Raw genomic sequence first — 23,521 nt, 5'->3', positions numbered from 1 at the left:
CGTACCAACACACAAAGGGTCTTTTCCCATTCCGTGGAATCCAACCTGGCATCGCTTTATTCCGATCCGCCATGCCTGTGGAGGCGCAAAACGGCGGGGCCGGCGTTTATAGGCGCGAAGTTTGCCATAAACGCTGGGGTTTGGCCCCTTTTGCTGGATCAAACACCGTACGACCTGTAGGAGCAAGGCTTGCCCGCGATGGCGCCAGCCCATCCAACATCGATGTCGACTGACACACCGCTATCGCGAGCAAGCTTTGCTCCTACAGGTGGCTGATGATCGTACGATCAGCGACTAGTTATGGTTCGACCTGGGTCCACTGTTTGTTCAGGCGCTTGTCGGAGATCGGCACTTTGGTCCCCAGTTGCTGGGCGAACAGCGAAACCCGGTACTCCTCCAGCCACCAGCGATACAGTTCCAGCTGCGGATCGCGCTTGCCTTCCTGGGCGTGTTTGTTGGCGCGAGTCTGATATTGCGCCCACAAACCGGACAATTCACCGCTCCAGACCCGATCCCGCTGCACTTGCGCGCCGATTTTCTCGAAACGCTGCTCGACCGCTTTCAGATAACGCGGCAGTTCCTTGAGCCATTGCATCGGGGTTTCCCGGACAAAACCCGCATACACCAGATGACTGAGCTGCTGCTTGATGTCATTCAACGCCACCGCTTGGGCCAGGTCGATCTTGCCCTTGAAGCGTTTTTGCAGACCGTGCCAGAGCTTGAGAATCTCCAGGGTCAGCTTCGCCAGGCGTTCGGCGTGCTCGGTCCAGCCGCCGCGCTTGCGTTCGGCCAGGGAGGCCAACCCGGCGCCATCGCGCGGCAACGGGTCTTCGCCCTCAAGAATGCAGCTGTCGAGACTGGCCAGCAGAATGTCTTCGACCAAAGCATCGATACGCCCCAGTTCACGGTACATCAGGCCCAGCTCAGTCAACCCCGGCAACTTGCCGCGCAAGAACTTCGCCGGCTCGGCCAATTGCTGCATCAGCAAACGCTGCAACGCGCGACGGTGCTGGAACTCGGCTTCGGCCGGGGTCGAAAAACGCCCTTCCTTGACCGTGCCGCTCTCTTCCACCAACGCCGGGTACACCGTCATCGACAGCCCGGCGATCTTCTGCTGGGTTTTCTCGGCCACGGCGGCAAAGACTTTCGGCTCCACCGGTTGCTGGTTTTTCGCGGTTTGCGGCACCGCCAACGCGGCTTGGCTGGCCTCGGCGAACCGTGCGGTCAACTCGGCCAGATCCCGCCCTTCGCCGAGGAACTTGCCCTGGCCATCGACGATTTCCAGGTTCATGCGCAAATGGCTGTCGACCTGCTGCGAGGCTTCCGCCCAGGCTTCATCGCTGACCCGAGCGCCAGTCATGCGCAACAGTTCGCGGCCCAAAGCCTGGGGCAATGAGCCCTCGGCAAACGTCATGCGCTGCAACGCGGCTTTGACGAAGTCCGGCACCGGTACGAAGTTCTTGCGCAGGGCTTTGGGCAGGTTGCGCACCAACGCGACGCACTTGGCCTCGATCACCCCCGGCACCAGCCATTCCAGGCGTTCCGGCGGCAGCATCGGTAACAGCGGCGCCGGCACCCGCAGGGTCACGCCGTCGCGGGGGTGGTTGGGTTCGAAGTGGTAACTCAGGGCCAATTCCAGATCACCGATGTGCAAGGTGTCCGGGTAATGCAGCGCGGTGACTTCACTGGCTTCGCGGGCCAGCACGTCCTCTTCGCGCATGATCAGCAGCTGCGGGTCTTTCTGGCTGTTGACCTTGTACCAACTGTCGAACGTCGCGGTCTGGTGAATCTCCGCCGGCAGCCGCGCGTCGTAGAAGGCGAACAGGGTTTCTTCGTCCGCAAGGATGTCACGCCGACGGGCCTTGGCTTCCAGTTCATCGAGCTGTTCCAGCAACTGCGCATTGGCGGTCAGGCACTTGGCCTTGGACTGAATTTCGCCGCGCACCAGGCCTTCGCGAATGAAAAACTCACGGGACACCACCGGATCAATCGGCCCGTAATGCACCGGCCGACGCCCGACCACGATCAAACCGAAAAGCGTGATCTGCTCGAACGCCACGACCTGGCCGCGCTTCTTCTCCCAATGAGGTTCGAAGTGGTTTTTCTTGATCAGGTGCCCGGCCAGCGGCTCGATCCAGTCCGCGTCGATCTTGGCCACCATGCGCGCATAGAGCTTGGTGGTTTCCACCAATTCGGCGGCCATCAGCCATTGCGGACGCTTCTTGCCCAGGCCCGATGACGGGTGAATCCAGAAACGTCGCTGACGAGCGCCGAGGTAGTCGCCCTCTTCGGTTTTCTGACCGATCTGGCTGAGCAAACCCGAGAGCACGGCTTTGTGCAGTTTCGGGTAATCCGCCGGTTCTTTGTTGAGGGTCAACTGCATGTCGCGGCAGATCAGACTCAACTGACGATGGGAGTCGCGCCACTCGCGCAGGCGCAAGTAGTTGAGGAAATTCTTGCGACACCAGTTGCGCAACGGACTCGCGGTCAACGCCTGGCGCTGTTCTTCAAAACCGCGCCACAGATTGACCAGCCCGGCGAAGTCCGAATCCACGTCTTTCCATTGCGCGTGGGCCTGATCCGCCGCTTGTTGACGCTCCGGCGGACGCTCGCGCGGGTCCTGGATCGACATGGCGCTGGCGACGATCAGCACTTCCTGCAAACTGCCGAGTTTCGCCGCTTCCAGCAACATGCGGCCCATGCGCGGGTCCACCGGCAGGCGCGCCAGATTGCGCCCCAGCGGGGTCAACTGGCTGTTGCGATCAACGGCGGAAAGTTCTTGCAGCAGGTTGAAACCGTCGCTGATCGCCTTGCCATCCGGCGGTTCGATAAACGGGAAATCGGTGATCTCGCCGAGGCGCAGATGCAGCATCTGCAAAATAACGGCGGCAAGGTTGGTTCGCAGGATTTCCGGGTCGGTAAATTCCGGCCGACCAATGAAATCTTCTTCGCCATAAAGACGAATACAAATGCCCGGCTCGACCCGCCCGCAACGCCCCTTACGCTGGTTGGCGCTGGCCTGGGAAATCGCTTCGATGGGCAGGCGCTGGACCTTGGCGCGGTAGCTGTAGCGGCTGATGCGCGCGGTGCCGCTGTCGATCACGTAACGAATGCCCGGCACCGTCAGCGAGGTTTCCGCGACGTTGGTCGCCAGCACCACGCGGCGGCCTGGGTGCGACTGGAAAATCCGTTGCTGCTCGGCCGGCGACAATCGCGCGTAGAGCGGCAGGATTTCGGTGTGCTTGAGCTGGGCCTTGCGCAGCATGTCCGCCGCGTCGCGAATCTCGCGCTCGCCGGGCAGGAACACCAGCACATCCCCAGGACTCTTGCGCTCGCTGCGTTCAAACGCGGCGATTTCGTCGAGGGTGGCGAGGATCGCCTGATCCACGGTCAAATCGTCCTCGACGCGGTTACCCTCTTCGTCCTGCTCAAGGGTCAGCGGGCGATACCAGGTGTCTACCGGGAAGGTGCGGCCGGAGACTTCGACAATCGGCGCGTCATCGAAATGCTTGGAGAAACGCTCCAGGTCGATGGTCGCCGAAGTAATGATGACTTTCAGGTCCGGGCGGCGTGGCAGCAGGGTTTTCAGGTAACCGAGCAGGAAATCGATGTTGAGGCTGCGTTCGTGGGCTTCGTCGACGATGATCGTGTCGTAGCGTTCGAGGTAGCGGTCGTTCTGGGTTTCCGCCAGCAAGATACCGTCGGTCATCAACTTGATCAGAGTGTTGGAATCGCTCTGATCCTCGAAGCGCACCTGATAGCCGACCAGCGCGCCCAGCGGCGTGGCCAGTTCTTCAGCCACCCGACTCGCGACGCTGCGCGCGGCAATTCGGCGCGGCTGGGTGTGGCCGATCAGGCCATGCTGGCCGCGCCCGATTTCCAGGCAGATCTTCGGCAACTGGGTGGTTTTACCCGAACCGGTTTCGCCGGCGATGATCAGCACCTGATGCTTGAGCAGCGCCTCTTTGATTTCGTCACGCTTGGCGGCGATTGGAAGGCTGTCGTCGTAACGAATCACCGGCAGGCTGGCACGCCGCGCCAACACCTGATCACAGGACGCCTGCATGCGCGTCACCCACTGGGCCAGCTTGGCCTCGTCAGGTTTCTTGCGCAGCTCAAGCAACTGCCGCCGCAGCCGGTGGCGGTCGGCAAGCATGGCGTGATCGAGGTTTTTCAGCAGTTTGTCGATGGAAGGCGATTCGTCAGTCATAGAAGCAGCGGCAAGCTGTAAGCCAAAAGCCGCAAGGGTAACAGAGAAGCAGCGGCAAGCTACAAGCATCAAGCTACAAGCAGAGCGGCTTTTAGCTTGCAGCTTGATGCTTACAGCTGCTCTGTGATCGTTCCCACGCTCTGCGTGGGAATGCAGCCCGGGACGCTCCGCGTCCCAACGGCGGACGCAGAGCGTCCATTGATGCATTCCCACGCGGAGCGTGGGAACGATCAGCGTGGGTTATTCGTTATCCAGGCCTTTGCGCCGATACGGGAACACGTCAATCACTTTTCCGGCCCGAATCGCCTCCTGCAAGCTCTTCCAGTAATCGGCGTTGTACAACTCGCCATGCAGTTCATCGAACAACTTGCGCTGCCCGGAATCGGCAAACAAAAACGGCGGAAACTCTTCCGGAAACACATCCAGCGGCCCGATCGAGTACCACGGCTCGGAGGCCATTTCATCTTCCGGCGTGCGCGGTTGCGGGATGTGGCGGAAGTTGGCCTCCGTCAGAAAGCAAATCTCGTCGTAGTCATAAAACACCACACGCCCATGTCGGGTGACGCCAAAGTTTTTCAGCAGCATGTCGCCGGGAAAGATGTTCGCCGCCGCCAGTTGCTTGATCGCCAGACCGTAATCTTCCAGCGCCTCGCGCACCTGGGCCTCGTTGGCGTGTTCCAGATAGAGGTTGAGCGGCGTCATCCGTCGCTCGGTCCAGCAGTGGCGGATCAGCACCGTATCGCCTTCGACCGACACCGTGGATGGCGCCACATCGAGCAGTTCTTCAAGGCACGCCGGCTCGAACTTGCTCAAAGGGAAACGGAAGTCAGCGAATTCCTGGGTATCGGCCATGCGCCCGACCCGGTCGACGCTTTTCACCAAGCGGTACTTCTCGATCACCGTGGCACGGTCGACGTTTTTCGACGGCGAGAAACGGTCCTTGATGATTTTGAATACGGTGTTGAACCCCGGCAGGGTGAACACGCTCATGACCATGCCGCGCACACCGGGGGCCATGATGAACTGGTCGTCGGTGTTGGCCAGGTGGTTGATCAGCGCCCGGTAGAACTCGGACTTGCCGTGTTTATAGAAGCCGATCGAGGTGTACAGCTCGGCGATGTGCTTGCCCGGCAGGATGCGCTTGAGGAAGCCGATGAACTCCGCCGGCACCGGCACATCCACCATGAAATACGAACGGGTGAACGAGAAAATGATCGACACGTCCGCTTCATCGGTGATCAGCGCGTCAATCTGAATCCCGCGCCCTTCGCGGTGCAGCAGTGGAATCACCAGCGGCCATTGCTCGTCCTGGGTGTAGATGCGCCCGACCAGGTACGCGCCTTTGTTGCGATAAAGCACCGAGGAAAACAGTTCGACGGACAGTTCCGGGTCTTTGCACACCCAGTCCGGCAGGTTCTCGCGCAACTGTGCTTCGAGGCGGCGCAAGTCGCCGGGCAGGTCGGCGTAATCCTCGCTGAAGCGGTAGTCGGCAAAGATGCTCGCCAGCATTTCCGACAAGTGCCCCTGAGGCTTATAAGTCCGGGTTTGCGCCGCCCGGGCCCGGCGCAGGCTCGGCCGGGTGGTGTGGATGAACATGCAGCCGTCGCTGATCAAGTCATGGCTGAACAGCCCGCAGAAGATCGAGTTGTACCAGGTCTCGGACAGTTCATCGTCGAAACGCAGGTCGATCAGCGTGATGTAGGCACTTTTGACCAGCGGCCAGCAGCTCACATCCATCAACGTATCGGACTCGAAAGACGCCCGCAGCCGCGCCACCGTTTCGCCGACTTTGTCTTCGTACAGATTGATCCGCGCCGCCGACGCCGATTGCGTCTCCTGCCACTGCGCCTGCTCGAAACGGGCCCGGGCACCGTCGGTGATCTGCCGGAAGTGCTCGCGGTAATCGTCAAAGCCATCGAGGATCAATCGGGCGATATCGGCGGCGGGCCAATGCTGCGGCATGGTGAGACCTCTGCGGGAATTTCGGAGCCCTGAGCTTAGCCAGTGAACCGGGTACAGGAGAAGCGTAATTTTTGCCATTGATGTCGATCGTTGGCCGGGCCTGGCGGCGATTTTTTCCCGGGCTTATTAATCGACCACTTGGTCAAAAAAAAGCTGAATCGTCACCGCAAACCCTGACCAGACAGGGTTTCGATACTCACCTGCCCTGTATGCCGCGAAATAGAGCCTTAAAGATTGGTCTTACCAAAATGATGGCACTTTGATATACAAGCCGCCATCACCCGCCTAATAACAAGATTCTCGGTACACGAGGACTCAATCCCAAATCGCCCAAGGAGCACATTTGATGTCAATCAGGAACATGCGCATAGGTTTGCGCGCCGGTTTGAGTTTCGCCGTTTTGGCCAGTCTGCTGGTGGTGGTTGGTCTGTTCGGCCTGGGGCAAATGGCGACCCTTCGCCAAAGCGCCACGGTGATCGAGGAATCCTGGATGCCCAGCATCGAGAGCATTCACGACAGCGCCACGAATATCGCCACCATCCGCCTGGAATCCCTGCGGTTGATCGCCATCAGTCAGCCGGCCGTGCGGGAAAAGAGCAAAGGCATTATCAGCGTCCAGCGCCAAGAGTTGCTCAAGCGCCTAAACGATCACAAACAATTGCTCGCCGGTGACCGGGAACGGGCGTTGCTCGACAGCCTGAACGCGGACGTTGCCAAATACATGGCGATTCTTGACCAGATCATTGCCCAGATTGATGCCGGCCAGTCGGAGCAAGCCTATGCTCGCCTCAACGCAGAACTGGCGCCCCAGGGCGGTGTGCTGGACAAGTCGCTGGAAAGCCTGATCAGCTTCAATCAGCAAGGCGCCGACGCTGCCTCCGATGCCGCTGCGCAGATGTATCAGCGGGCCCAGTGGATCGTCGGCAGCATCATCGTGATTGCGCTGATTGCCACACTGGCATTGGCCTGGCTGCTGACTCGCAGCATCACCGCGCCGATCAATCAGGCTCTGAACGTGGCCCGACGGATCGCCGCCGGCGACCTGAGCGGTCAGATCGTCAGCCATGGCACAGACGAAGCGGCGCACCTGCTCGATGCCCTGGCCGACATGCAAAGTCATTTGCGTACGACCATTCGCGGCATCAGCGACTCGGCGCAGCAGCTCGCCTCTGCGGCTGAGGAAATGAGTTCGGTGATGGAGGAAAGCACCCGTGGCCTGCAACTGCAGAACGATCAGATCGAACAAGCCGCCACCGCCGTCACCGAGATGAGCACCGCGGTGGACGAAGTGGCCGCCAATGCCGTGTCCAGCGCCGAAGCCTCCCAGGCATCGAACGAGGACAGCCAGCACGGGCATGTTCAGGTCAGCGAAACCATCAGCTCGATTCAGGGACTGGTCAGCGAAGTGCTCGGCGCCTCGCAACAGGCCGAGGGCCTGGCGGGTCAGGCCCAGGACATCAGCAAGGTGCTGGAAGTGATTCGTGGCATCGCCGGGCAAACCAACCTGCTGGCGCTCAACGCCGCCATCGAAGCGGCACGGGCCGGTGAAGCCGGGCGCGGGTTTGCCGTGGTGGCGGATGAGGTGCGTTCGCTGGCCCAACGCACCCAGAACTCCACCGAAGAAATCGAGCTGATGATCAGCAATATCCAGCACGGCACCGGGGCCACGGTCAGTGCGTTGCAAAGCAGCGCCGAACAGGCGAACCAGACCTTGCGCCGGGCCAACAGTGCCGGTCAGGCGCTGGAGAAAATCACCGCGTCGATCTCGCAGATCAACCAGCGCAACCTGGTGATTGCCAGCGCTGCCGAGCAGCAGGCATTGGTGGCTCGCGAGGTTGATCAGAATTTGGTGAATATCCGCGACCTTTCGACCCAGACGGCGGCTGGGGCTACCCAGACGTCCGCTGCCAGTCAGGAACTGTCGCGTCTGGCGGTGGACCTGAATGGGTTGGTGACGCGCTTCATCATTTAACGAGGGGATGAGAGATTACTTGTGGCGAGGGGGCTTGCCCCCGTTGGAGTGCGCAGCGCTCACAAAATCTTGGGGCCGCTACGCGACCCAACGGGGGCAAGCCCCCTCGCCACAAAAAGCTCGCTCGCCACAATGAAAATTTAATGCCCGATTTACGGTTGCGATCCTCAGGCCTCTCGGCAACACTTCCGTCCCCATAAAGGAAGGAGAGCACCGTGAGCCCTGTCGATATTGTCCGTTTACTGTCGCTGGCGGCGATCTGGGGCGCGAGTTTCCTGTTTATGCGTGTCATCGCCCCGGTAATCGGCACCATTCCCACGGCGTTTTTCCGGGTGTCGATTGCGGCGGTTGGTTTGCTGGTGATTCTCGGGCTGATGCGCATCAGCTGGGATTTCAAAGGCAAGCTCAAGACCGTGATGCTGCTCGGGGTGATCAACTCCGGGATTCCGGCGACCCTGTATTCCGTGGCCGCGCAAGTGCTGCCGGCCGGTTACTCGGCGATTTTCAATGCCACCACGCCGTTGATGGGCGTGTTGATCGGCGGGTTGTTTTTCCATGAAAAACTCACCGTGGCCAAACTCAGCGGGGTGTTCCTCGGGCTGCTCGGCGTTGGCGTCCTGACCCGCGCCGGTCCGGTGGCGTTCGATATGCAATTGCTGATGGGCGCCCTCGCCTGCCTGCTCGCGACCACTTGCTACGGCTTCGCCGGGTTCCTCGCCCGCCGCTGGCTCGATCACGCCGGCGGCCTCGACAGTCGTTTGTCGGCGCTGGGCAGCATGCTCGGCGCGACGTTGTTCCTGTTGCCGCTGTTCGGTTACAGCGTGATCAGCCATCCACCGGCAAGCTGGGGCGGCTGGAATGTCTGGCTGTCGTTGCTGGGGTTGGGTTTGGTCTGCACGGCGTTTGCGTACATCGTGTACTTCCGCCTGCTCAGTTCGATCGGCCCGGTGAAGTCGATGACCGTGACCTTCATGATCCCGCCGTTCGGCGTGTTGTGGGGTGCGTTGCTGCTGGATGAGCCGTTGTCGATGGCGCACATCTATGGCGGGGTGTTGATTGCGGCGGCGTTGTGGCTGGTGTTGAAACCGGCGGTGGTGAAGATGCCGGAGTTGGCGGAGCGGTAACAGAGCTCAAACTTGGTGATAACCCTGTGGGAGCGAGCTTGCTCGCGAAGGCGTCGGGTCAGTCAATATTGATGTTGAATGTGACGGCCTCATCGCGAGCAAGCTCGCTCCCACAGGTTTTGTGTTGGTCGCTATACCGTCGCTTTGTAGCCGTCCTCTCGCTGCCGCGCCCGGGCCTGGACCACATTGAGCATCGCGCAGCCTTCGCGCGCCAGCAGGTGGACGGCGCGGGTGACGCGGGTCAGGTCGCAGTCGGAAATGCCGGTGAGGTTGAGGCTGGTCAGGGTGTCGGTCAGGTCGCGGATCACGGTGAAGCGGTGCATTGCGCAGGCGGCGATGTCGCTGATTTCTCGGTGGGTGTTGATGTAGAGCACCGGGTGGTCGGCGTCGTAGGTGTCGATTGGGAGGTAGCGTGGCATGACTTGATCGTGCATGGGTGTCACTCCAAATAGAGTTACCACCGTTCGCGGCCAAGCGAAAAAGGTGGCAGCTGTGTACGGGTTGGCCGACCGGCACCCATCAAACCGGCACACCCGAAGGTATCCCGCGCACAGCTGCCATAACACAGCATCCAGACATGAAAACATGCCTGAACAATGACGCTGATGCGTTTTGATGATCGACCGGCCAAGGTCATTCGCAGAGTTTTCCGCGAACCAAAACTATAGAGGTCGATACCAAAACGCGGCAACAGGGTACGTCGTAGGAAACGTCTTGGAAAGTTGTGCGCTGCTGCGACAGCGCACACGTTTGCGGTAGGACCACCCGTCAGCGTTGACGGGTCTGACGGAACACAAACACCAATCCGACGATGATCAGCAACATGCCGAATATACTCAGCGTCGCGAGCCTGTTGCCGAAAAACAGATAATCCATCACCGCCGTCACCGCCGGCACCAGGTAAAACAGACTGGTGACATTCACCAGATTGCCCCGGGCGATCAGCCGATACAGCAGCAATGTCGCCAGCACCGACACCACCAATCCCATCCACAACACCGGCACGATAAAGCCTGTGCTGTGTTCGAAGTGAAACGGCTGGAACGGCACGAAGATCCCGCAGACCAGCAGCCCGGCCAGGTACTGCACCGGCAGCGTGCCGAGGGGATTGTCGGTGATGCGCTTCTGCATGATCGAACCGAAGGTCATGCTTGCCAGCGCCAGCAGACCGAAGAGCATCCCGGCCATGGACATCCCGGCCAAACCGATGCCTTGGTAAACCACCATGATCAACCCGGCCAGCCCCAGCGCCAGGCCGAACATGCGGCTGAGGGAACGCTGACGTTCCATGATCACCACGGTGAGGATCGGCTGCACGCCCATGATCGTCGCCATCACGCCCGGCGTGACTTTCAGGTCCAGGGCCAGCAGATAGAAAATCTGATAAGCCCCCAACAACACCACACCCGTGGCCATCGCATACAGCATCGGCTTGCCGCCCTTGGGCAATTTCAGCTTGAGCAACGGCACCAGCAGCACCAACCCGCACAGGGCGATGACGAAGCGAAACAGCAGAAAGGCAAAGGGTGAGGCGTGGGCCAGACCCCATTTGGAGAAGATAGCCCCGCTGCTCCACAGCAGGACAAACAGGCTCGTGGACGCCGCCGCGAGCGCAGTTTTTTTCGAAAGGACAAACATGAAATACCACCTGTCATCAGGCAAAAAAGCCAAGTCAGCCGAAGCTGAAGTTCAGTAGTTTTTTCAGGCGGGCATAGGGGAACAGCAGGAAAAGCTGATCAGCCCGAAATGCCAACGCCTGGCGGTGATACGACTGCGCACACCGGCGTGCTACTGACAGGAGGGGGGTAATGACTGATCTGCGCAGGCTGCTGAATCCCGCACGGCATGACGCCAGCGTTGACCGCTGAATCGACTACCGCGTTGATGTGGGATGCAGGCATGGGCTGATCTTTTTTGAGGGCCGTGCTGGGGGAAGCAGGCGAGTGCCGACTATAGCCAGTCGGCGACATAGATTGCAATGAGTTGGTCAAAGGGCCAGTAAGGACAACCTTAGCGGAGCCCCCTACCCTTCAAAGAAACAGAACGGCCCCTCGATGGGAGAAAGGGAATGCACGAGATCACATGCCAAGGGAACGGACGCATATTCGGTATCAACTGTACAAGTCGAAGGCTAGAAAGCTTGCTGCTACCAGCGCTGCGCAGCTGCAACATGAACTGGAACTGGCAGGTGCAACGGACATTGATCTATCACGGGTTCGATTTGAACCCATCAATGCGCAGGCTCTGGATGCTTGCGAGCGATGGGAGGATCCACACTTTTTATGGAGTGAGGTCATAGGATGGAAAGCAAAGGAGCCTTTGTCTCTGGATATTGCCATCTGGTTCGAAGAGGAACTGTGCGGACTATGCTTCGCGAACCCGAACAACAGTCGGCAACGAATCCGAATCGTTCGATTGGAAGGGCGTCCGCGGGAAGAACATCCTTTAAAAAACCGGATTGCCTCACTGGCCGTTTCGGCCATCGAACATTACGCCCTAATTATCGGTAGTAGATTCATCGAAGTGCAGGAGCCGTTGGAAGGTGCAATTTCTATTTATAAACGTCTCGACTTCAACAAAGACGCTGAAGGTCGACTTGTCAAAATTGTGGAGAGCCTAGTATCGTGAAAACTGTTCAATTAATGAACGACGACGGAGGAAATATGCACGGAGTCATCAGAAATCCCCGCATCAAAAAACGTTCCTCTGCTCAGGAAAACAAGCCTGTAAAAGTAGAACTGACGGCCAGCCAACGGCGCATTTTACAGCTCATTGCGACCGGCATCGAAGGCGAACCTGACGTGCTCGCCGCCGGGCGCCCATAACGCCGGCAAAAAAAACCGCTCCAAAGAGCGGTTTTTTCATTTCGTATCTGACATCACCCAAACAACCAATACCCCAACAACGTCAGCACCACCACTGCCAACACCGGTCGCAGTACACGGTAGGCCTTGGGATGACGGCGCTTCCACTTTTTGACTACGCCACTGAACTTGTCGCTGGAATTCTTGCTCCAGGCGTAAACCTGGTTGATCCCGCCAACGCGTTCGTCGTCCAGGTTTTGTGGTGCGGTGGCGCGGCCCAGCAGGCCGCTGACCCAGCGGTTGATGCGGGTCATGATGCGGTTGCTCAGCGGTCGTTCGATGTCGCAGAACAGGATGACCCGGGTCTTTTCGGTTTCGTTCTTGACCCAGTGCACGTAGGTCTCGTCGAACATCACGTCTTCGCCATCGCGCCAGGCGTAGACCTGGCCGTCGACGAAGATGCGGCAATCATCGGAATTCGGCGTCGACAGCCCGAGGTGATAACGCAGGGAGCCGGCGAACGGGTCGCGGTGCGGGTTGAGATGGCTGCCGCCGGGCAACAGGGCAAACATTGCACCCTTGACGTTAGGGATACTGCTGACCAGCGCCACGGTTTTCGGGCACAGGGCTTCAGCCGATGGCAAAGGTTTGTCGTACCACTTGAGGTAGAAGCGCTTCCAGCCCTTTTTGAAGAACGAGCCAAAACCGGCGTCGTTGTTCTTTTCGGCGGCGCGAATGTAGCCTTCGTCGAACAAATGCATGGCTTCGTCGCGGATGACTTCCCAGTTGTCCCTGAGCACATCCAGTTCCGGGAACTTGCTGCGATCCAGGTAGGGTTTGGACGGAACGCCGGAGAACAGGTACATCAGGGCGTTATAGGGCGCAAACAACGCCGAGTGGTTGACGAATTGCCGCAGGACCGGCAACCGTGCCTTGCCGCGCAGATGCACATAAAGCGTACTGCCGAGGAATAACAGCAACACCGACGCTTTCGCGGCCAGGGAAAAGGTCATCAACGACTCCTTGAGAATAAGCAACTTTGCACCGCGCCATTTACCCGACGTGGCAGCCGGCCATGATAACCACTACCGGCCCGGGGAAAAACCCACATAACTGAACATTCAGTGTTAAGGATTGCGCAACAAAGCACTTATTAACATAAGGTTCCTGAACGAAGGCTGATCCGAATCAACCTTTGAGGTCAGGGTGCACTTTGTGGCGAGCGAGCTTGCTCGCGCTTGAGTGCGCAGCGCTCAAACAATTTGGGGCCGCTGCGCAGCCCAGCGGGAGCAAGCTCCCTCGCCACAATAATCATCTACCTACTGATGGTTCTCCGCCTCAGTAAACAGATCACTGAATAACATGCTCGACAGGTAACGTTCGCCGGAATCCGGCAGGATGACCACGATGGTCTTGCCCTGCATTTCCGGGGTCTCGGCCAAGCGTACTGCAACCGCCATCGCCGCACCGCACGAGATACCGCACAAAATTCCTTCTTCCTGCATCAGGCGCAGGGCCATGGCCTTGGATTCGTCGTCAGTCACCAGTTCAACCCGGTCGACGATCGACAAATCGAGGTTTTTCGGCACAAAACCGGCACCGATGCCCTGGATCTTGTGCGGACTTGGCTTGATCTCTTCACCGGCCAGCTTCTGGGTAATCACTGGCGACGATACCGGCTCCACCGCCACCGAGATAATCGGTTTGCCCTGGGTATTCTTGATATACCGCGAAACGCCGGTAATGGTTCCACCGGTCCCGACGCCTGCCACCAGCACATCGACCGCGCCGTCGGTGTCATTCCAGATTTCCGGGCCGGTGGTCTTTTCATGGATAGCCGGGTTGGCCGGGTTTTCGAATTGTGCCGGCATGAAGTATTTTGCCGGATCGCTGGCGAGGATTTCGGCAGCCTTTTCGATTGCACCTTTCATGCCCTTGGCCGGTTCGGTCAATACCAATTCGGCCCCCAACGCCTTGAGCACCTTGCGCCGCTCGATACTCATGGACGCGGGCATGGTCAGCATCAACTTGTAGCCACGGGCGGCGGCCACAAACGCCAGCCCAATGCCGGTGTTACCTGAAGTCGGCTCCACAATGGTCATGCCGGGCTTGAGTTTGCCGGTGCTTTCGGCGTCCCAGATCATGTTCGCGCCGATCCGGCACTTGACCGAATAACCGGGGTTGCGCCCCTCGATCTTGGCCAGGATGGTCACGCCCCGAGGCGCGATGCGATTGATCTGCACCAGCGGCGTATTGCCGATGGAATGGGCGTTGTCAGCGAAAATACGGCTCATGGCTGGGTCCTTATGCAGCGTTGAATAAGCTCTCCAAGGTATGCCTGTTGCCAGTAGTCGTCCAGTTCAGGCGAACGTCCGGTAGCGGCCGCAGTCAATGGCTTTACATTGCCAAGGAATTGCCATCATGAAGCGTCGATACAGTTGGCCCCTTTGGACCCTCGCCGGCCTCGTCGTACTGCTGGTTGCCCTGGACATCGCCCTGCCCTACCTGGTGCGCAACTACCTCAACGACAAGCTGGCCGACATGGGCGACTACCGTGGCCAGATCACCGACGTGGACCTGGCCCTGTGGCGCGGCGCCTACAAAATCAACGGGCTGAAGATCGTCAAGGTCGATGGCAAAGTCCCGGTGCCTTTCGTTAACGCGCCGCTGATCGACCTCTCGGTCAGTTGGCATTCGCTGTGGTACGACCACGCCGTGGTGGCCGAGGTGCAGTTCATCCAGCCTGAAGTGAACTTCGTCGATGGTGGCGCCAACAAACAGAACTCCCAGACCGGTCGTGGCACCGACTGGCGCGCTCAACTGGGCAAATTATTGCCAATCACGCTTAACGAGGTGCGGATCAACGACGGAAAGATCAGCTTCAGGAATTTTAATTCCAGCCCACCCGTGAACATGAATGCCACCCAGGTCAACGCCAGCCTCTACAACCTGACCAACGTGGTCGACACCGAAAGCAAGCGCGACGCCCGCTTCGAGGGTAAAGCCTTATTGCTGGGCCATGCCCCGCTGGAAACCACCGCCACTTTCGATCCGCTGAGTAACTTCGAAGACTTCGAATTCCGCCTGCGGGCCAAAGACATCGAACTCAAGCGCATGAACGACTTCGCCTCGGCCTACGGCAAATTCGACTTCAACGCCGGCCACGGCGACGTGGTGATCGAAGCCGAAGCCAAAAAGGGCCAGCTCAAGGGCTACATCAAACCGCTGCTGCGGGACGTCGAAGTGTTCAATTGGCAGCAGGATGTCGAAAACAAAAACAAAGGAATCTTGCGCTCGGTCTGGGAAGCCATCGTCGGCAGCACCGAAACCGTGTTGAAAAACCAGCGCAAGAACCAGTTCGCGACCAAAGTTGAACTCAGCGGCAGCGTGCATCAGCAAGATATCAGCGCGTTCCAGGCGTTTTTGCAGATTTTGCGCAATGGTTTCGTCCAGGCATTCAATGCGCGATATGAACAGCCGAAGCCGGATGCGGGTTAAGGTTTATGGGTAACGGTGTAGCGACCGGTTTCCTCGGCCGCCACCAATGTTGGGCGTAGCTGCAGGGAATCCCAGCCCAGGCAAGCCAGGGCCAATGACCGCGGTACCGCTTCGCGTCCGCTGCTATAACGGCTGATACTGCGAGCACTGACTCCCAGCGCTTCGGCGGCTTGATTTAAGGGCAACCCGGTACGGGCACGCCAGTTAATGAAAATGCGGGTGTTTTCGTCGGTTGCGTTTTGCGCGAGGGCATCGAGGTACAAAGAATCTGCGCCGATCTGGATATCCGGCTCGGGCCATTCCACCGTCCAGCCATCATCGCCGAGGGTTGCATCTTTAAAGACGTGATCCGCAAGCAAAGGCTGCAATCCCGGATAGGCCTGCAAATCCCGACTCAAATCCAATGTCAGCTGCTGACCGTCAATAAAGGTCAGCGCCAGACGATAATCCGGCAAAGCCTTTACAGCCGTCAGCCGTGGTCGCTTCATGGGTAACATCGTTTCCAGTCCTCCAGCAATTGCACCTGATGGGCTCCCACCCATTCCAATGCTTCCCTGATAATCAGTGGCGGCGCCTTTCCCGCCATCACTTCGACGGTTTCCAGGCTGAGCATCACGTCCAGCCCGCCACCGGTCAGGAGGATGATCCTTCTCGCGCAACTGAATGCGGTACTTATCACGAAATCGGTATTTGGTTGACATGCCGCAAAGCCTATCGCCAAATCGGCGATACCTGAATGCTGGCCTTGCGCCGAGACTGAGTCAAGATGTGACGCCCCATTCAGAGACTGAATAACCCGTCTGCGTTCACAGTCGACCGGGCAGCGCGTTATAGTCGGGGCATCATACATATCGCGTCCCGCCCTGCCCCGTTCAGGTCGGCGTTACCGTTCGAGGATTAGCAGATGAAGTTCGAAGGCACCCAGGCCTACGTCGCCACCGATGACCTGAAGCTGGCGGTCAACGCCGCCATCACCCTGGAGCGTCCGCTGCTGGTCAAGGGCGAGCCGGGTACGGGCAAGACCATGCTGGCCGAGCAATTGGCCGAGTCGTTCGGCGCCCGGTTGATCACTTGGCACATCAAGTCCACGACCAAGGCGCATCAGGGCCTGTACGAGTACGACGCGGTCAGCCGCTTGCGTGACTCGCAACTGGGCACGGAAAAGGTCCATGACGTTCGCAACTACCTGAAGAAGGGCAAGCTGTGGGAAGCCTTCGAGTCCGACGAGCGGGTGATCCTGCTGATCGATGAAATCGACAAGGCTGACATCGAATTCCCGAATGACTTGCTGCAAGAACTCGACAAGATGGAGTTCTACGTTTACGAGATCGACGAGACTATTAAAGCCAAGGTTCGCCCGATCATCATCATTACCTCCAACAACGAAAAAGAGCTGCCGGACGCGTTCCTGCGCCGTTGCTTCTTCCACTACATCGCCTTCCCGGACCGCGTCACCATGCAGCGGATCGTCGACATGCATTACCCGGACATCAAGAAAGACCTGGTCAGCGAAGCGCTGGACGTGTTCTTCGACGTGCGCAAAGTGCCGGGCCTGAAGAAGAAGCCTTCGACCTCGGAACTGGTGGACTGGCTGAAACTGCTGATGGCCGACAACATCGGCGAAGCGGTACTGCGCGAACGCGATCCGACCAAGGCTATCCCGCCGCTGGCCGGTGCGCTGGTGAAGAACGAACAGGATGTGCAATTGCTTGAGCGCCTGGCGTTCATGAGCCGTCGCGGCTCCCGCTAAGAGGCTGATCGCCATGCTGCTCAACCTGTTCAATGAAATGCGTGCCGCCAAGGTGCCGGTCTCGGTGCGCGAGCTGCTGGACCTGATCAACGCGCTGAAACAGCGTGTGGTCTTCGCCGACATGGACGAGTTTTATTACTTGGCCCGGGCGATTCTGGTGAAAGACGAAAAGCATTTCGACAAGTTCGACCGAGCCTTCGGTGCCTACTTCAATGGCCTGGAAAAACTCGACGATCACCTCCAGGCGTTGATCCCCGAAGACTGGCTGCGCAAGGAATTCGAACGCTCGCTGAGCGATGAAGAGCGGGCGCAGATCCAGTCCCTCGGCGGCCTCGACAAGCTGATCGAAGAGTTCAAGAAACGCCTCGAAGAACAGAAAGAACGCCACGCCGGCGGCAACAAGTGGATCGGCACCGGCGGCACCAGCCCGTTCGGCTCCGGCGGCTTCAACCCGGAAGGTATCCGGGTCGGCGATGCCGGCAAGCGCCAGGGTAAAGCGGTCAAAGTCTGGGATCAGCGCGAGTACAAGAACCTCGACGATTCAGTGGAACTGGGCACGCGCAACATCAAGGTCGCCCTGCGCCGACTGCGCAAATTCGCCCGCCAGGGTGCGGCGGAAGAGCTGGACATCGATGGCACCATCGACCACACCGCCCGCGATGCCGGCCTGCTGAACATCCAGATGCGCCCGGAGCGACGCAACACCGTCAAGTTGCTGCTGCTGTTCGACATCGGCGGTTCGATGGACGCCCACGTCAAGATTTGCGAAGAACTGTTCTCGGCCTGCAAGACTGAGTTCAAGCATTTGGAGTACTTCTACTTCCACAACTTCGTGTACGAATCGGTGTGGAAGAACAACATGCGCCGCACGTCCGAGCGTTTTTCGACCCAGGACCTGCTGCACAAATATGGCGCCGACTACAAAGTGATCTTCATCGGCGACGCCGCCATGGCGCCCTACGAAATCACCCAGGCCGGCGGCAGCGTCGAGCACTGGAACGAAGAGCCGGGCTATGTGTGGATGCAGCGTTTCATGGAGAAGTACAAGAAGCTGATCTGGATTAACCCGTATCCGAAAGATACGTGGGGCTATACCTCATCGACCAACATTGTCCGGGATTTGATTGAAGACCGGATGTACCCGCTGACGTTGCGGGGGTTGGAGGAAGGGATGCGGTTTCTTTCCAAGTAGTACGCTGATCGTTCCCACGCTCCCGCGTGGGAATGCATCAGGTGACGCTCCGCGTCACAGGGACGCGGAGCGTCACTGGATGCATTCCCACGCAGAGCGTGGGAACGATCAGTGTGAAGCAAACCGCTGCAAATAAGCGACCTGCTCCCGATGCGCAACGTCCTGCACCACCGGCCGCAACCTGACCTTCGCCCCCGGCAGACACTGCGCCAGCCGCGCCAGTGCCAACGGCGTCAACGCCCCTAATCGCGGATAACCGCCAATGGTCTGCCGATCATTGAGTAACACAATCGGCTGCCCATCCGGTGGGACCTGCACCGCGCCCAGCGGGATGCCTTCGGAGATCATCGGTTGGCCCTGATACTCCAGCGGCGTACCCAGCAGGCGAATGCCCATGCGGTCGGCGCGGCTGTCCAATTCCCAAACACTGTTGAAGGCGTCGAACAGGCTCTGCCCGCTGAACGCACCAATCTGCGCGCCGAGCACCAGGTCCAGCGGTGCATTGAGCTTCAGATCCGGGACATGCTCCAGGGGTAGTTCTCGCAGCAGAATCAACGGGCTGCCCGAATAGCTCAACTGCGCATCCTTGGCCAACGGTCGGCCCATGCCATCCAGCCCGCCGAGTTCTTCGCGGACCACCGTCGAACTGCTGCCCAACACTTTTGGCGCATCGAACCCGCCCGGCGCCGCGAGATAAGCCCGGGCTCCGAGCAACGGTTGGGTGAATTGCAAGCGCTGGCCTTTGTGCAGGCGAAAACTGCGCCACGGCGCCAACGCTTCGCCATCCACTTGCGCACCCAGGTCAGCCCCGGCCAGCGCCAGCACGCAATCCTCTTCGGCCACCACGGTAAAACCGCCGAGGGTGATTTCCACCACCGGCGCATCCAGCCCATTGCCGAGCAGCCAATTGGCCCACGACATCGAACGCCAATCCAGCCCGCCGCCCTGGGTTACGCCCAAATGCCGCACGCCAAAACGCCCCGCATCCTGCAACAGGCACAGCGGTGTACTCGCCTCAATGCTTAGACGGCTCATGCCTGGGCCTCCAGTGGCGTGTCGTCACCGCCCAGGTTGATGAACTCGGCATGGCTGACGGCTTCAAAACGCACCGTGTCACCCGGTTGCATCAGGCTGTAGCCGTCCCGCTCACGGTCGAACAGTTTGGCCGGGGTGCGGCCGATCAGGTTCCAGCCGCCGGGGGACACCACCGGGTAAGCCGCAGTTTGCCGCTCGGCAATTCCCACGCTACCCGCCGCCACTTTCTTACGCGGAGTGTTCAGGCGTGGCGCGGCGAGGACCTCTTCCACCAAGCCCATAAAGGCAAAACCCGGCGCGAAGCCCAACGCGAACACTTGGTACTCACGCTCGCTGTGGCGGCGGATCACCTCGTCCATCGCCAACCCGCTGCGCTGGGACAACAGGCTCAGTTCCGGGCCGACGCTCAAGTCGTACCACACCGGCAGCACATGGCATTTGCCGCTGGTACTGGCATTGGGCGACAGATCGATCAAGGCCTCAGCAATCAATTCCCGCGCCTGGGCCGGGCTCAGCGCGGTCAGATCGTAATGCACCATCAACGTCGTATAAGACGGCACCAGATCGATCAAATGCCCGGCAAACGCGGCACGCAGACTTTCACTGGCCGCGAGCATCCACGGCATGTTCGCTTCGGCAATTTCATCGAACAGACGCACCATCAGGCAGTCCAGCGCGACCACTTCCACCCGTGGTTTCATGACACGCTCTGCTGATTCAAGGCCTCACGGATACGCCGCACAGCCGCCACCGAACTGGCGTTGTCGCCGTGGACGCAGAGTGTATTGGCCTGCAAGTGCAAAGCGCTGCCATCGCTGGCCGTGAGGTGATCGCCACGGGCGATGATCAGTGCTTGTTCGATGATCTTCTCGGGATCGTGATGCACCGCTCCCGGCAATTGCCGCGAAACCAGCATCCCGGCGCTGTCGTAGGCGCGGTCGGCGAAGGCTTCGAACCACAGGGTCACGCCGTATTCATCGCCCAATTGCTGCGCAGCGCGGTTGTCGCGGGTAGCCATCAGCATCAGCGGCAAGGTGCGGTCATAGGCGGCCACGGCCTGGATCACCGCGCGCAGTTGCGCCGGGTTGGCCATCATGTCGTTGTACATCGCACCGTGGGGTTTGACGTAGCTCACCTTGCCACCCTGGGCCCGGCAAATGCCGTCGAGGGCGCCGATCTGGTAATGCAGGATGTCTTGCAGTTCCTGGGCGGTATACGCCATGGAACGCCGGCCGAAGCCGACCAGATCCTGATAGGCCGGGTGCGCGCCGATCTGTACGCCGTGGCTCAGGGCCAGGCTGACAGTCTTGCGCATGATGCTCGGGTCGCCGGCATGGAAGCCGCAGGCGATGTTGGCGCAATCAATGAAGGGCATGACCTCGGCATCCAGACCCATGGTCCAGTTGCCGAAACTCTCGCCGATGTCGCAGTTCAATAGCAGGCGGCTCACGGTGAACACTCCTGTAGGCATATTCTTTTTTTACTGCCGGGACATTCTTGTAAAACATGCTCGGCAGATTATCAGTTACTCGGCGTCGAGTTGCTTGCCACGGGTCTCCGGCAGGCTCAACGCCGCCAGGATCACCACGCCGTAGGACACCGCCGCAAACGCGCCGATGCCTACGCTCAGCGGCACTTTCTGGCTGAGCAAACCGATAAACAGTGGAAACAATGCGGCCAGCGCCCGCCCGATGTTGTAGCAAAAGCCTTGGCCCGAGCCGCGAATCCGCGTTGGAAACAACTCAGTCAAAAACGCGCCCATGCCGCTGAAAATCCCCGAGGCAAAGAAGCCCAGCGGGAAGCCCAGCCACAGCATCACGCCGTTACTGACCGGCAATTGGGTGTAGAGCAACACGATGGTGAACGAGCCGACGGCGAACAGAATGAAGTTCTTCTTGCGACCGAGGATGTCGGTCAAATACGCGCTGATGACATAGCCGACGTAGGACCCGACGATCACCATCGCCAGATAACCACCCGTGCCAAGTACGCTCAAACCCCGTTCGTTCTTCAGAAACGTCGGCAGCCACGAGGTAATCGCGTAGTAACCGCCGAGTGCGCCGGTGGTTAGCACCGAAGCGCGGATGGTGGTGAAGAGGATGCCGGGGGCGAAGATCTCATAGAATTTCGCCGGGTTGCTCGGCTCTTGCTTGGCTTTGGCTTCGCGATAGATTTCCGGGTCTTTTACCAGACGGCGGACGAATATCACGAAAATCGCCGGGACGATGCCGAGGATGAACAGCGCGCGCCAGGCGTCTTCTGGCGGCAGTACCGAGAACAGCAGCGCATACAGAATCGCCGTCAGCCCCCAGCCCAGCGCCCAGCCCGATTGCACCATGCCCACCGCTTTGCCACGGTCCTTGGCGCGAATCACTTCACCCATCAACACCGCGCCGGCGGTCCATTCACCACCGAAACCGAAGCCCATCAAGGTGCGGCTGATCAACAATTGTTCGTAGTTTTGCGCGAAACCGCAGAGGAAGGTGAAGAAGGCGAACCACAACACCGTCAGTTGCAGCGTGCGTACACGGCCGATGCGGTCGGAGAGAATCCCCGCCACCCAGCCGCCGATGGCCGAGGCGATCAGGGTGCTGGTGTGAATCAGCCCCGCTTCACCGGTGGTAATGCCCCACATGGCAATCAGGGTCGGCACCACGAAGCTGAGCATCTGGGTGTCCATGCCGTCCAGACCATAGCCGATCTTGCAGCTCCAGAACGTGCGGCGTTCCTGTTTGTTGATGTTGCGATACCAGTCGAAAGGTCCGGGGCGAGCCGCAGCTTTGGGGATGGCGGTAGTGTCGGGCGCACTCATGGCAAGTCTCCGTACATATTTTATTGGTATTGTTCTGAGCCCCGACGACGCCTATCGTGGGAACCGGATGGCTCGATTTTTGGGCGCCCGGGCCTGCGGCGTCCAACTAATAAAAACCCGCCCTAGACATAAGAATTCTTTATCCCCGAGCAGATCCTATGAATTTGAAGTTCCTCGAGACCTTTGTCTGGGTCGCACGACTCAAGAGTTTTCGCCTGACCGCAGACAAGCTCTTCACCACCCAGGCGTCGATTTCCAGCCGCATCGCGGTGCTCGAAAGCGAGCTGGGGGTGAAGCTGTTCCTGCGCGATTCCCGGGGCGTGAGCCTGACGCCGGAAGGCTTGAAAGTGCTCGAATACGCCGAGCAGATGATGGACACCATGCAGGCGCTGAAGCAGTCGATCGAGACCCGTTCGAGCAAGGTCGGGCGGGTGCGCATCGGTGTGATGGACACGGTAATTCACACCTGGCTCAGCCCGTTGGTGGCGCAGATGATGGATCACTATCCGCTGGTAGAAATCGAGCTGGTGGCCGATACCTCGCTCAACCTCTGCGATCAGCTGCAAAAAGGCTTTCTCGACCTGATCCTGCAAACCGACCTGCTGCGCCAGGAAAGCGTGCGCAGCCTGGAACTGGCCAGCCACCCGATGGGCTGGATCGTCGCCAGCAATTCCATCTACAACCGAGAGTATTCAGGCGTGGCTGACCTGACCCGTGAACGGATCATCACCTACTCGAAAAACTCCCACCCGCATCAGGACATTTTGGCGCTGATGCAGGCCAATGGCGTGATGACGCCGCGGTTGAACTGCGTGAACTCGGTGTCGGCGATTACCCGGTTGCTGCGCGACGGCTTTGGTATCGGCGCGTTGCCGCCGGTGCTGGTGGCTGAAGAGCTGGCACGCGGTGAATTGACGTTGCTGGCCATCGACCAACGGCCACCGAACTTGCAGGTGGTGGTGTCGTGGCGGGTCGGGGTGGAATGGGTCGAGGAGATCGTGACGTTGTGTCAGCAGGTGTTGGAGGGGTATGCGCGCAAGGTGGGAGAGGGTTACATCGTTTTGGCCTGACACACCGCAGCCCCTGCGCCCGATCGTTCCCACGCGACCCGTGGGAATGCCTCAACGGACGCTCCGCGTTCGGCTTTGAATGGGACGCGGAG

The 23,521-nt window shown here is 59.5% G+C and carries 19 protein-coding genes and 1 pseudogene; 8 read left to right on the top strand and 12 right to left on the bottom strand.

The annotated features are described in order from the left end of the window. Positions 1–298: 298 nt before the first annotated feature. Both hrpA and aceK read right to left on the bottom strand, forming a co-directional pair. Positions 299–4,210: an ATP-dependent RNA helicase HrpA gene (gene hrpA, locus BK667_RS19945; RefSeq protein WP_123598653.1), complete on the bottom strand. Its 3,912-nt coding sequence runs from the start codon at positions 4,208–4,210 to the stop codon at positions 299–301. Between the two features lie 240 nt (positions 4,211–4,450). Continuing rightward, entirely contained in the window at positions 4,451–6,172 is a 1,722-nt protein-coding gene (gene aceK, locus BK667_RS19940) for a bifunctional isocitrate dehydrogenase kinase/phosphatase (protein WP_123507744.1), read from the bottom strand. Between the two features lie 346 nt (positions 6,173–6,518). Between aceK and BK667_RS19935 the strand changes: the two genes are divergently transcribed. Both BK667_RS19935 and BK667_RS19930 read left to right on the top strand, forming a co-directional pair. After that, complete coding sequence (locus BK667_RS19935) at positions 6,519–8,144, top strand: methyl-accepting chemotaxis protein (RefSeq protein WP_123598652.1); 1,626 nt, start codon at positions 6,519–6,521, stop codon at positions 8,142–8,144. A 215-nt stretch (positions 8,145–8,359) separates the two neighbouring features. Continuing rightward, a complete protein-coding gene (locus BK667_RS19930) occupies positions 8,360–9,268 on the top strand; it encodes a DMT family transporter (RefSeq protein WP_123598651.1) in 909 nt (302 codons plus the stop codon). 131 nt (positions 9,269–9,399) lie between these two features. Here the strand turns inward: BK667_RS19930 and BK667_RS19925 are convergent, their stop codons facing one another. Together BK667_RS19925 and BK667_RS19920 are read right to left on the bottom strand one after the other, a co-directional pair. Then, complete coding sequence (locus tag BK667_RS19925; RefSeq protein ID WP_123507738.1) at positions 9,400–9,702, bottom strand: hypothetical protein; 303 nt, start codon at positions 9,700–9,702, stop codon at positions 9,400–9,402. Positions 9,703–10,036: 334 nt separating this feature from the next. After that, complete coding sequence (locus tag BK667_RS19920) at positions 10,037–10,906, bottom strand: DMT family transporter (RefSeq protein WP_123598650.1); 870 nt, start codon at positions 10,904–10,906, stop codon at positions 10,037–10,039. Positions 10,907–11,350: 444 nt separating this feature from the next. Between BK667_RS19920 and BK667_RS19915 the strand changes: the two genes are divergently transcribed. Continuing rightward, complete coding sequence (locus BK667_RS19915) at positions 11,351–11,896, top strand: hypothetical protein (protein ID WP_123598649.1); 546 nt, start codon at positions 11,351–11,353, stop codon at positions 11,894–11,896. Beyond that, on the top strand, positions 11,893–12,093 hold the full coding sequence (locus BK667_RS33085; RefSeq protein WP_148058580.1) for a hypothetical protein: 201 nt from the start codon (positions 11,893–11,895) through the stop codon (positions 12,091–12,093). Before BK667_RS19915 ends, BK667_RS33085 begins: the two co-directional genes overlap by 4 nt. A 53-nt stretch (positions 12,094–12,146) precedes the next feature. On the opposite strand, the gene BK667_RS19910 is transcribed toward BK667_RS33085, so the two are convergent. Both BK667_RS19910 and cysK read right to left on the bottom strand, forming a co-directional pair. Then, positions 12,147–13,085 carry an aspartyl/asparaginyl beta-hydroxylase domain-containing protein gene (locus BK667_RS19910; RefSeq protein ID WP_123507732.1) on the bottom strand — a complete coding sequence of 313 codons (939 nt, stop codon included), beginning with the start codon at positions 13,083–13,085 and terminating at the stop codon, positions 12,147–12,149. Between the two features lie 306 nt (positions 13,086–13,391). Next, positions 13,392–14,366, bottom strand: coding sequence for a cysteine synthase A (gene cysK / locus BK667_RS19905; RefSeq protein WP_123507729.1), 975 nt, complete (start codon positions 14,364–14,366; stop codon positions 13,392–13,394). 127 nt (positions 14,367–14,493) lie between these two features. Between cysK and BK667_RS19900 the strand changes: the two genes are divergently transcribed. Further along, complete coding sequence (locus tag BK667_RS19900; protein ID WP_123598648.1) at positions 14,494–15,570, top strand: DUF748 domain-containing protein; 1,077 nt, start codon at positions 14,494–14,496, stop codon at positions 15,568–15,570. Here the strand turns inward: BK667_RS19900 and BK667_RS19895 are convergent. Then, positions 15,567–16,067 carry a DUF2442 domain-containing protein gene (locus BK667_RS19895; RefSeq protein WP_123507720.1) on the bottom strand — a complete coding sequence of 167 codons (501 nt, stop codon included), beginning with the start codon at positions 16,065–16,067 and terminating at the stop codon, positions 15,567–15,569. The genes BK667_RS19900 and BK667_RS19895 overlap by 4 nt on opposite strands. Further along, a pseudogene (locus BK667_RS19890) lies at positions 16,055–16,271 on the bottom strand (DUF4160 domain-containing protein). The gene BK667_RS19895 and the pseudogene BK667_RS19890 overlap by 13 nt, the downstream one beginning before the upstream one ends. A gap of 203 nt (positions 16,272–16,474) precedes the next feature. Between BK667_RS19890 and BK667_RS19885 the strand changes: the two are divergent. Together BK667_RS19885 and BK667_RS19880 are read left to right on the top strand one after the other, a co-directional pair. After that, the gene (locus BK667_RS19885) at positions 16,475–17,320 is read left to right on the top strand and encodes an AAA family ATPase (protein ID WP_123598647.1); all 846 of its coding nucleotides are present in this window, start codon (positions 16,475–16,477) and stop codon (positions 17,318–17,320) included. Between the two features lie 13 nt (positions 17,321–17,333). After that, positions 17,334–18,512 (top strand): vWA domain-containing protein, encoded by a 1,179-nt coding sequence (locus tag BK667_RS19880; RefSeq protein ID WP_123507716.1) that lies wholly within the window; start codon positions 17,334–17,336, stop codon positions 18,510–18,512. Positions 18,513–18,620: 108 nt separating this feature from the next. Here BK667_RS19880 and BK667_RS19870 read toward each other — a convergent pair whose 3' ends face one another. The 4 genes from BK667_RS19870 to BK667_RS19855 form a co-directional block, all read right to left on the bottom strand. Next, on the bottom strand, positions 18,621–19,547 hold the full coding sequence (locus BK667_RS19870) for a 5-oxoprolinase subunit C family protein (protein ID WP_123598646.1): 927 nt from the start codon (positions 19,545–19,547) through the stop codon (positions 18,621–18,623). Then, positions 19,544–20,248, bottom strand: a complete 705-nt coding sequence (locus BK667_RS19865; RefSeq protein WP_123598645.1) for a 5-oxoprolinase subunit B family protein — start codon at positions 20,246–20,248, stop codon at positions 19,544–19,546. The genes BK667_RS19870 and BK667_RS19865 overlap by 4 nt, the downstream gene beginning before the upstream one ends. Then, positions 20,245–20,997 (bottom strand): 5-oxoprolinase subunit PxpA, encoded by a 753-nt coding sequence (locus BK667_RS19860; protein WP_123507710.1) that lies wholly within the window; start codon positions 20,995–20,997, stop codon positions 20,245–20,247. Before BK667_RS19860 ends, BK667_RS19865 begins: the two co-directional genes overlap by 4 nt. Positions 20,998–21,072: 75 nt before the next feature. After that, positions 21,073–22,359, bottom strand: a complete 1,287-nt coding sequence (locus BK667_RS19855) for an MFS transporter (protein WP_123598644.1) — start codon at positions 22,357–22,359, stop codon at positions 21,073–21,075. Between the two features lie 158 nt (positions 22,360–22,517). Between BK667_RS19855 and BK667_RS19850 the strand changes: the two genes are divergently transcribed. Then, the gene (locus BK667_RS19850; RefSeq protein WP_123598643.1) at positions 22,518–23,429 is read left to right on the top strand and encodes a LysR family transcriptional regulator; all 912 of its coding nucleotides are present in this window, start codon (positions 22,518–22,520) and stop codon (positions 23,427–23,429) included. Positions 23,430–23,521: the final 92 nt, after the last annotated feature.

The sequence above is a fragment of the Pseudomonas frederiksbergensis genome (assembly GCF_003732705.1).
In the GTDB taxonomy this organism is placed as follows: domain Bacteria; phylum Pseudomonadota; class Gammaproteobacteria; order Pseudomonadales; family Pseudomonadaceae; genus Aquipseudomonas; species Aquipseudomonas frederiksbergensis_F.
The sequence above is the reverse complement of the archived record's forward strand: the minus strand, read 5'-3'. Positions and strand labels throughout refer to the sequence as shown.

What these genes read in the sequence shown, in the direction of transcription:
- hrpA (WP_123598653.1), bottom strand. Translation starts at nt 4,210, where the DNA reads ATGACTGACGAATCGCCTTCCATCGACAAACTGCTGAAAAACCTCGAT.
- aceK (WP_123507744.1), bottom strand. Translation starts at nt 6,172, where the DNA reads ATGCCGCAGCATTGGCCCGCCGCCGATATCGCCCGATTGATCCTCGAT.
- BK667_RS19935 (WP_123598652.1), top strand. Translation starts at nt 6,519, where the DNA reads ATGTCAATCAGGAACATGCGCATAGGTTTGCGCGCCGGTTTGAGTTTC.
- BK667_RS19925 (WP_123507738.1), bottom strand. Translation starts at nt 9,702, where the DNA reads ATGCACGATCAAGTCATGCCACGCTACCTCCCAATCGACACCTACGAC.
- BK667_RS19920 (WP_123598650.1), bottom strand. Translation starts at nt 10,906, where the DNA reads ATGTTTGTCCTTTCGAAAAAAACTGCGCTCGCGGCGGCGTCCACGAGC.
- BK667_RS19915 (WP_123598649.1), top strand. Translation starts at nt 11,351, where the DNA reads ATGCCAAGGGAACGGACGCATATTCGGTATCAACTGTACAAGTCGAAG.
- BK667_RS19910 (WP_123507732.1), bottom strand. Translation starts at nt 13,085, where the DNA reads ATGACCTTTTCCCTGGCCGCGAAAGCGTCGGTGTTGCTGTTATTCCTC.
- cysK (WP_123507729.1), bottom strand. Translation starts at nt 14,366, where the DNA reads ATGAGCCGTATTTTCGCTGACAACGCCCATTCCATCGGCAATACGCCG.
- BK667_RS19900 (WP_123598648.1), top strand. Translation starts at nt 14,494, where the DNA reads ATGAAGCGTCGATACAGTTGGCCCCTTTGGACCCTCGCCGGCCTCGTC.
- BK667_RS19895 (WP_123507720.1), bottom strand. Translation starts at nt 16,067, where the DNA reads ATGTTACCCATGAAGCGACCACGGCTGACGGCTGTAAAGGCTTTGCCG.
- BK667_RS19885 (WP_123598647.1), top strand. Translation starts at nt 16,475, where the DNA reads ATGAAGTTCGAAGGCACCCAGGCCTACGTCGCCACCGATGACCTGAAG.
- BK667_RS19880 (WP_123507716.1), top strand. Translation starts at nt 17,334, where the DNA reads ATGCTGCTCAACCTGTTCAATGAAATGCGTGCCGCCAAGGTGCCGGTC.
- BK667_RS19870 (WP_123598646.1), bottom strand. Translation starts at nt 19,547, where the DNA reads ATGAGCCGTCTAAGCATTGAGGCGAGTACACCGCTGTGCCTGTTGCAG.
- BK667_RS19865 (WP_123598645.1), bottom strand. Translation starts at nt 20,248, where the DNA reads ATGAAACCACGGGTGGAAGTGGTCGCGCTGGACTGCCTGATGGTGCGT.
- BK667_RS19855 (WP_123598644.1), bottom strand. Translation starts at nt 22,359, where the DNA reads ATGAGTGCGCCCGACACTACCGCCATCCCCAAAGCTGCGGCTCGCCCC.
- BK667_RS19850 (WP_123598643.1), top strand. Translation starts at nt 22,518, where the DNA reads ATGAATTTGAAGTTCCTCGAGACCTTTGTCTGGGTCGCACGACTCAAG.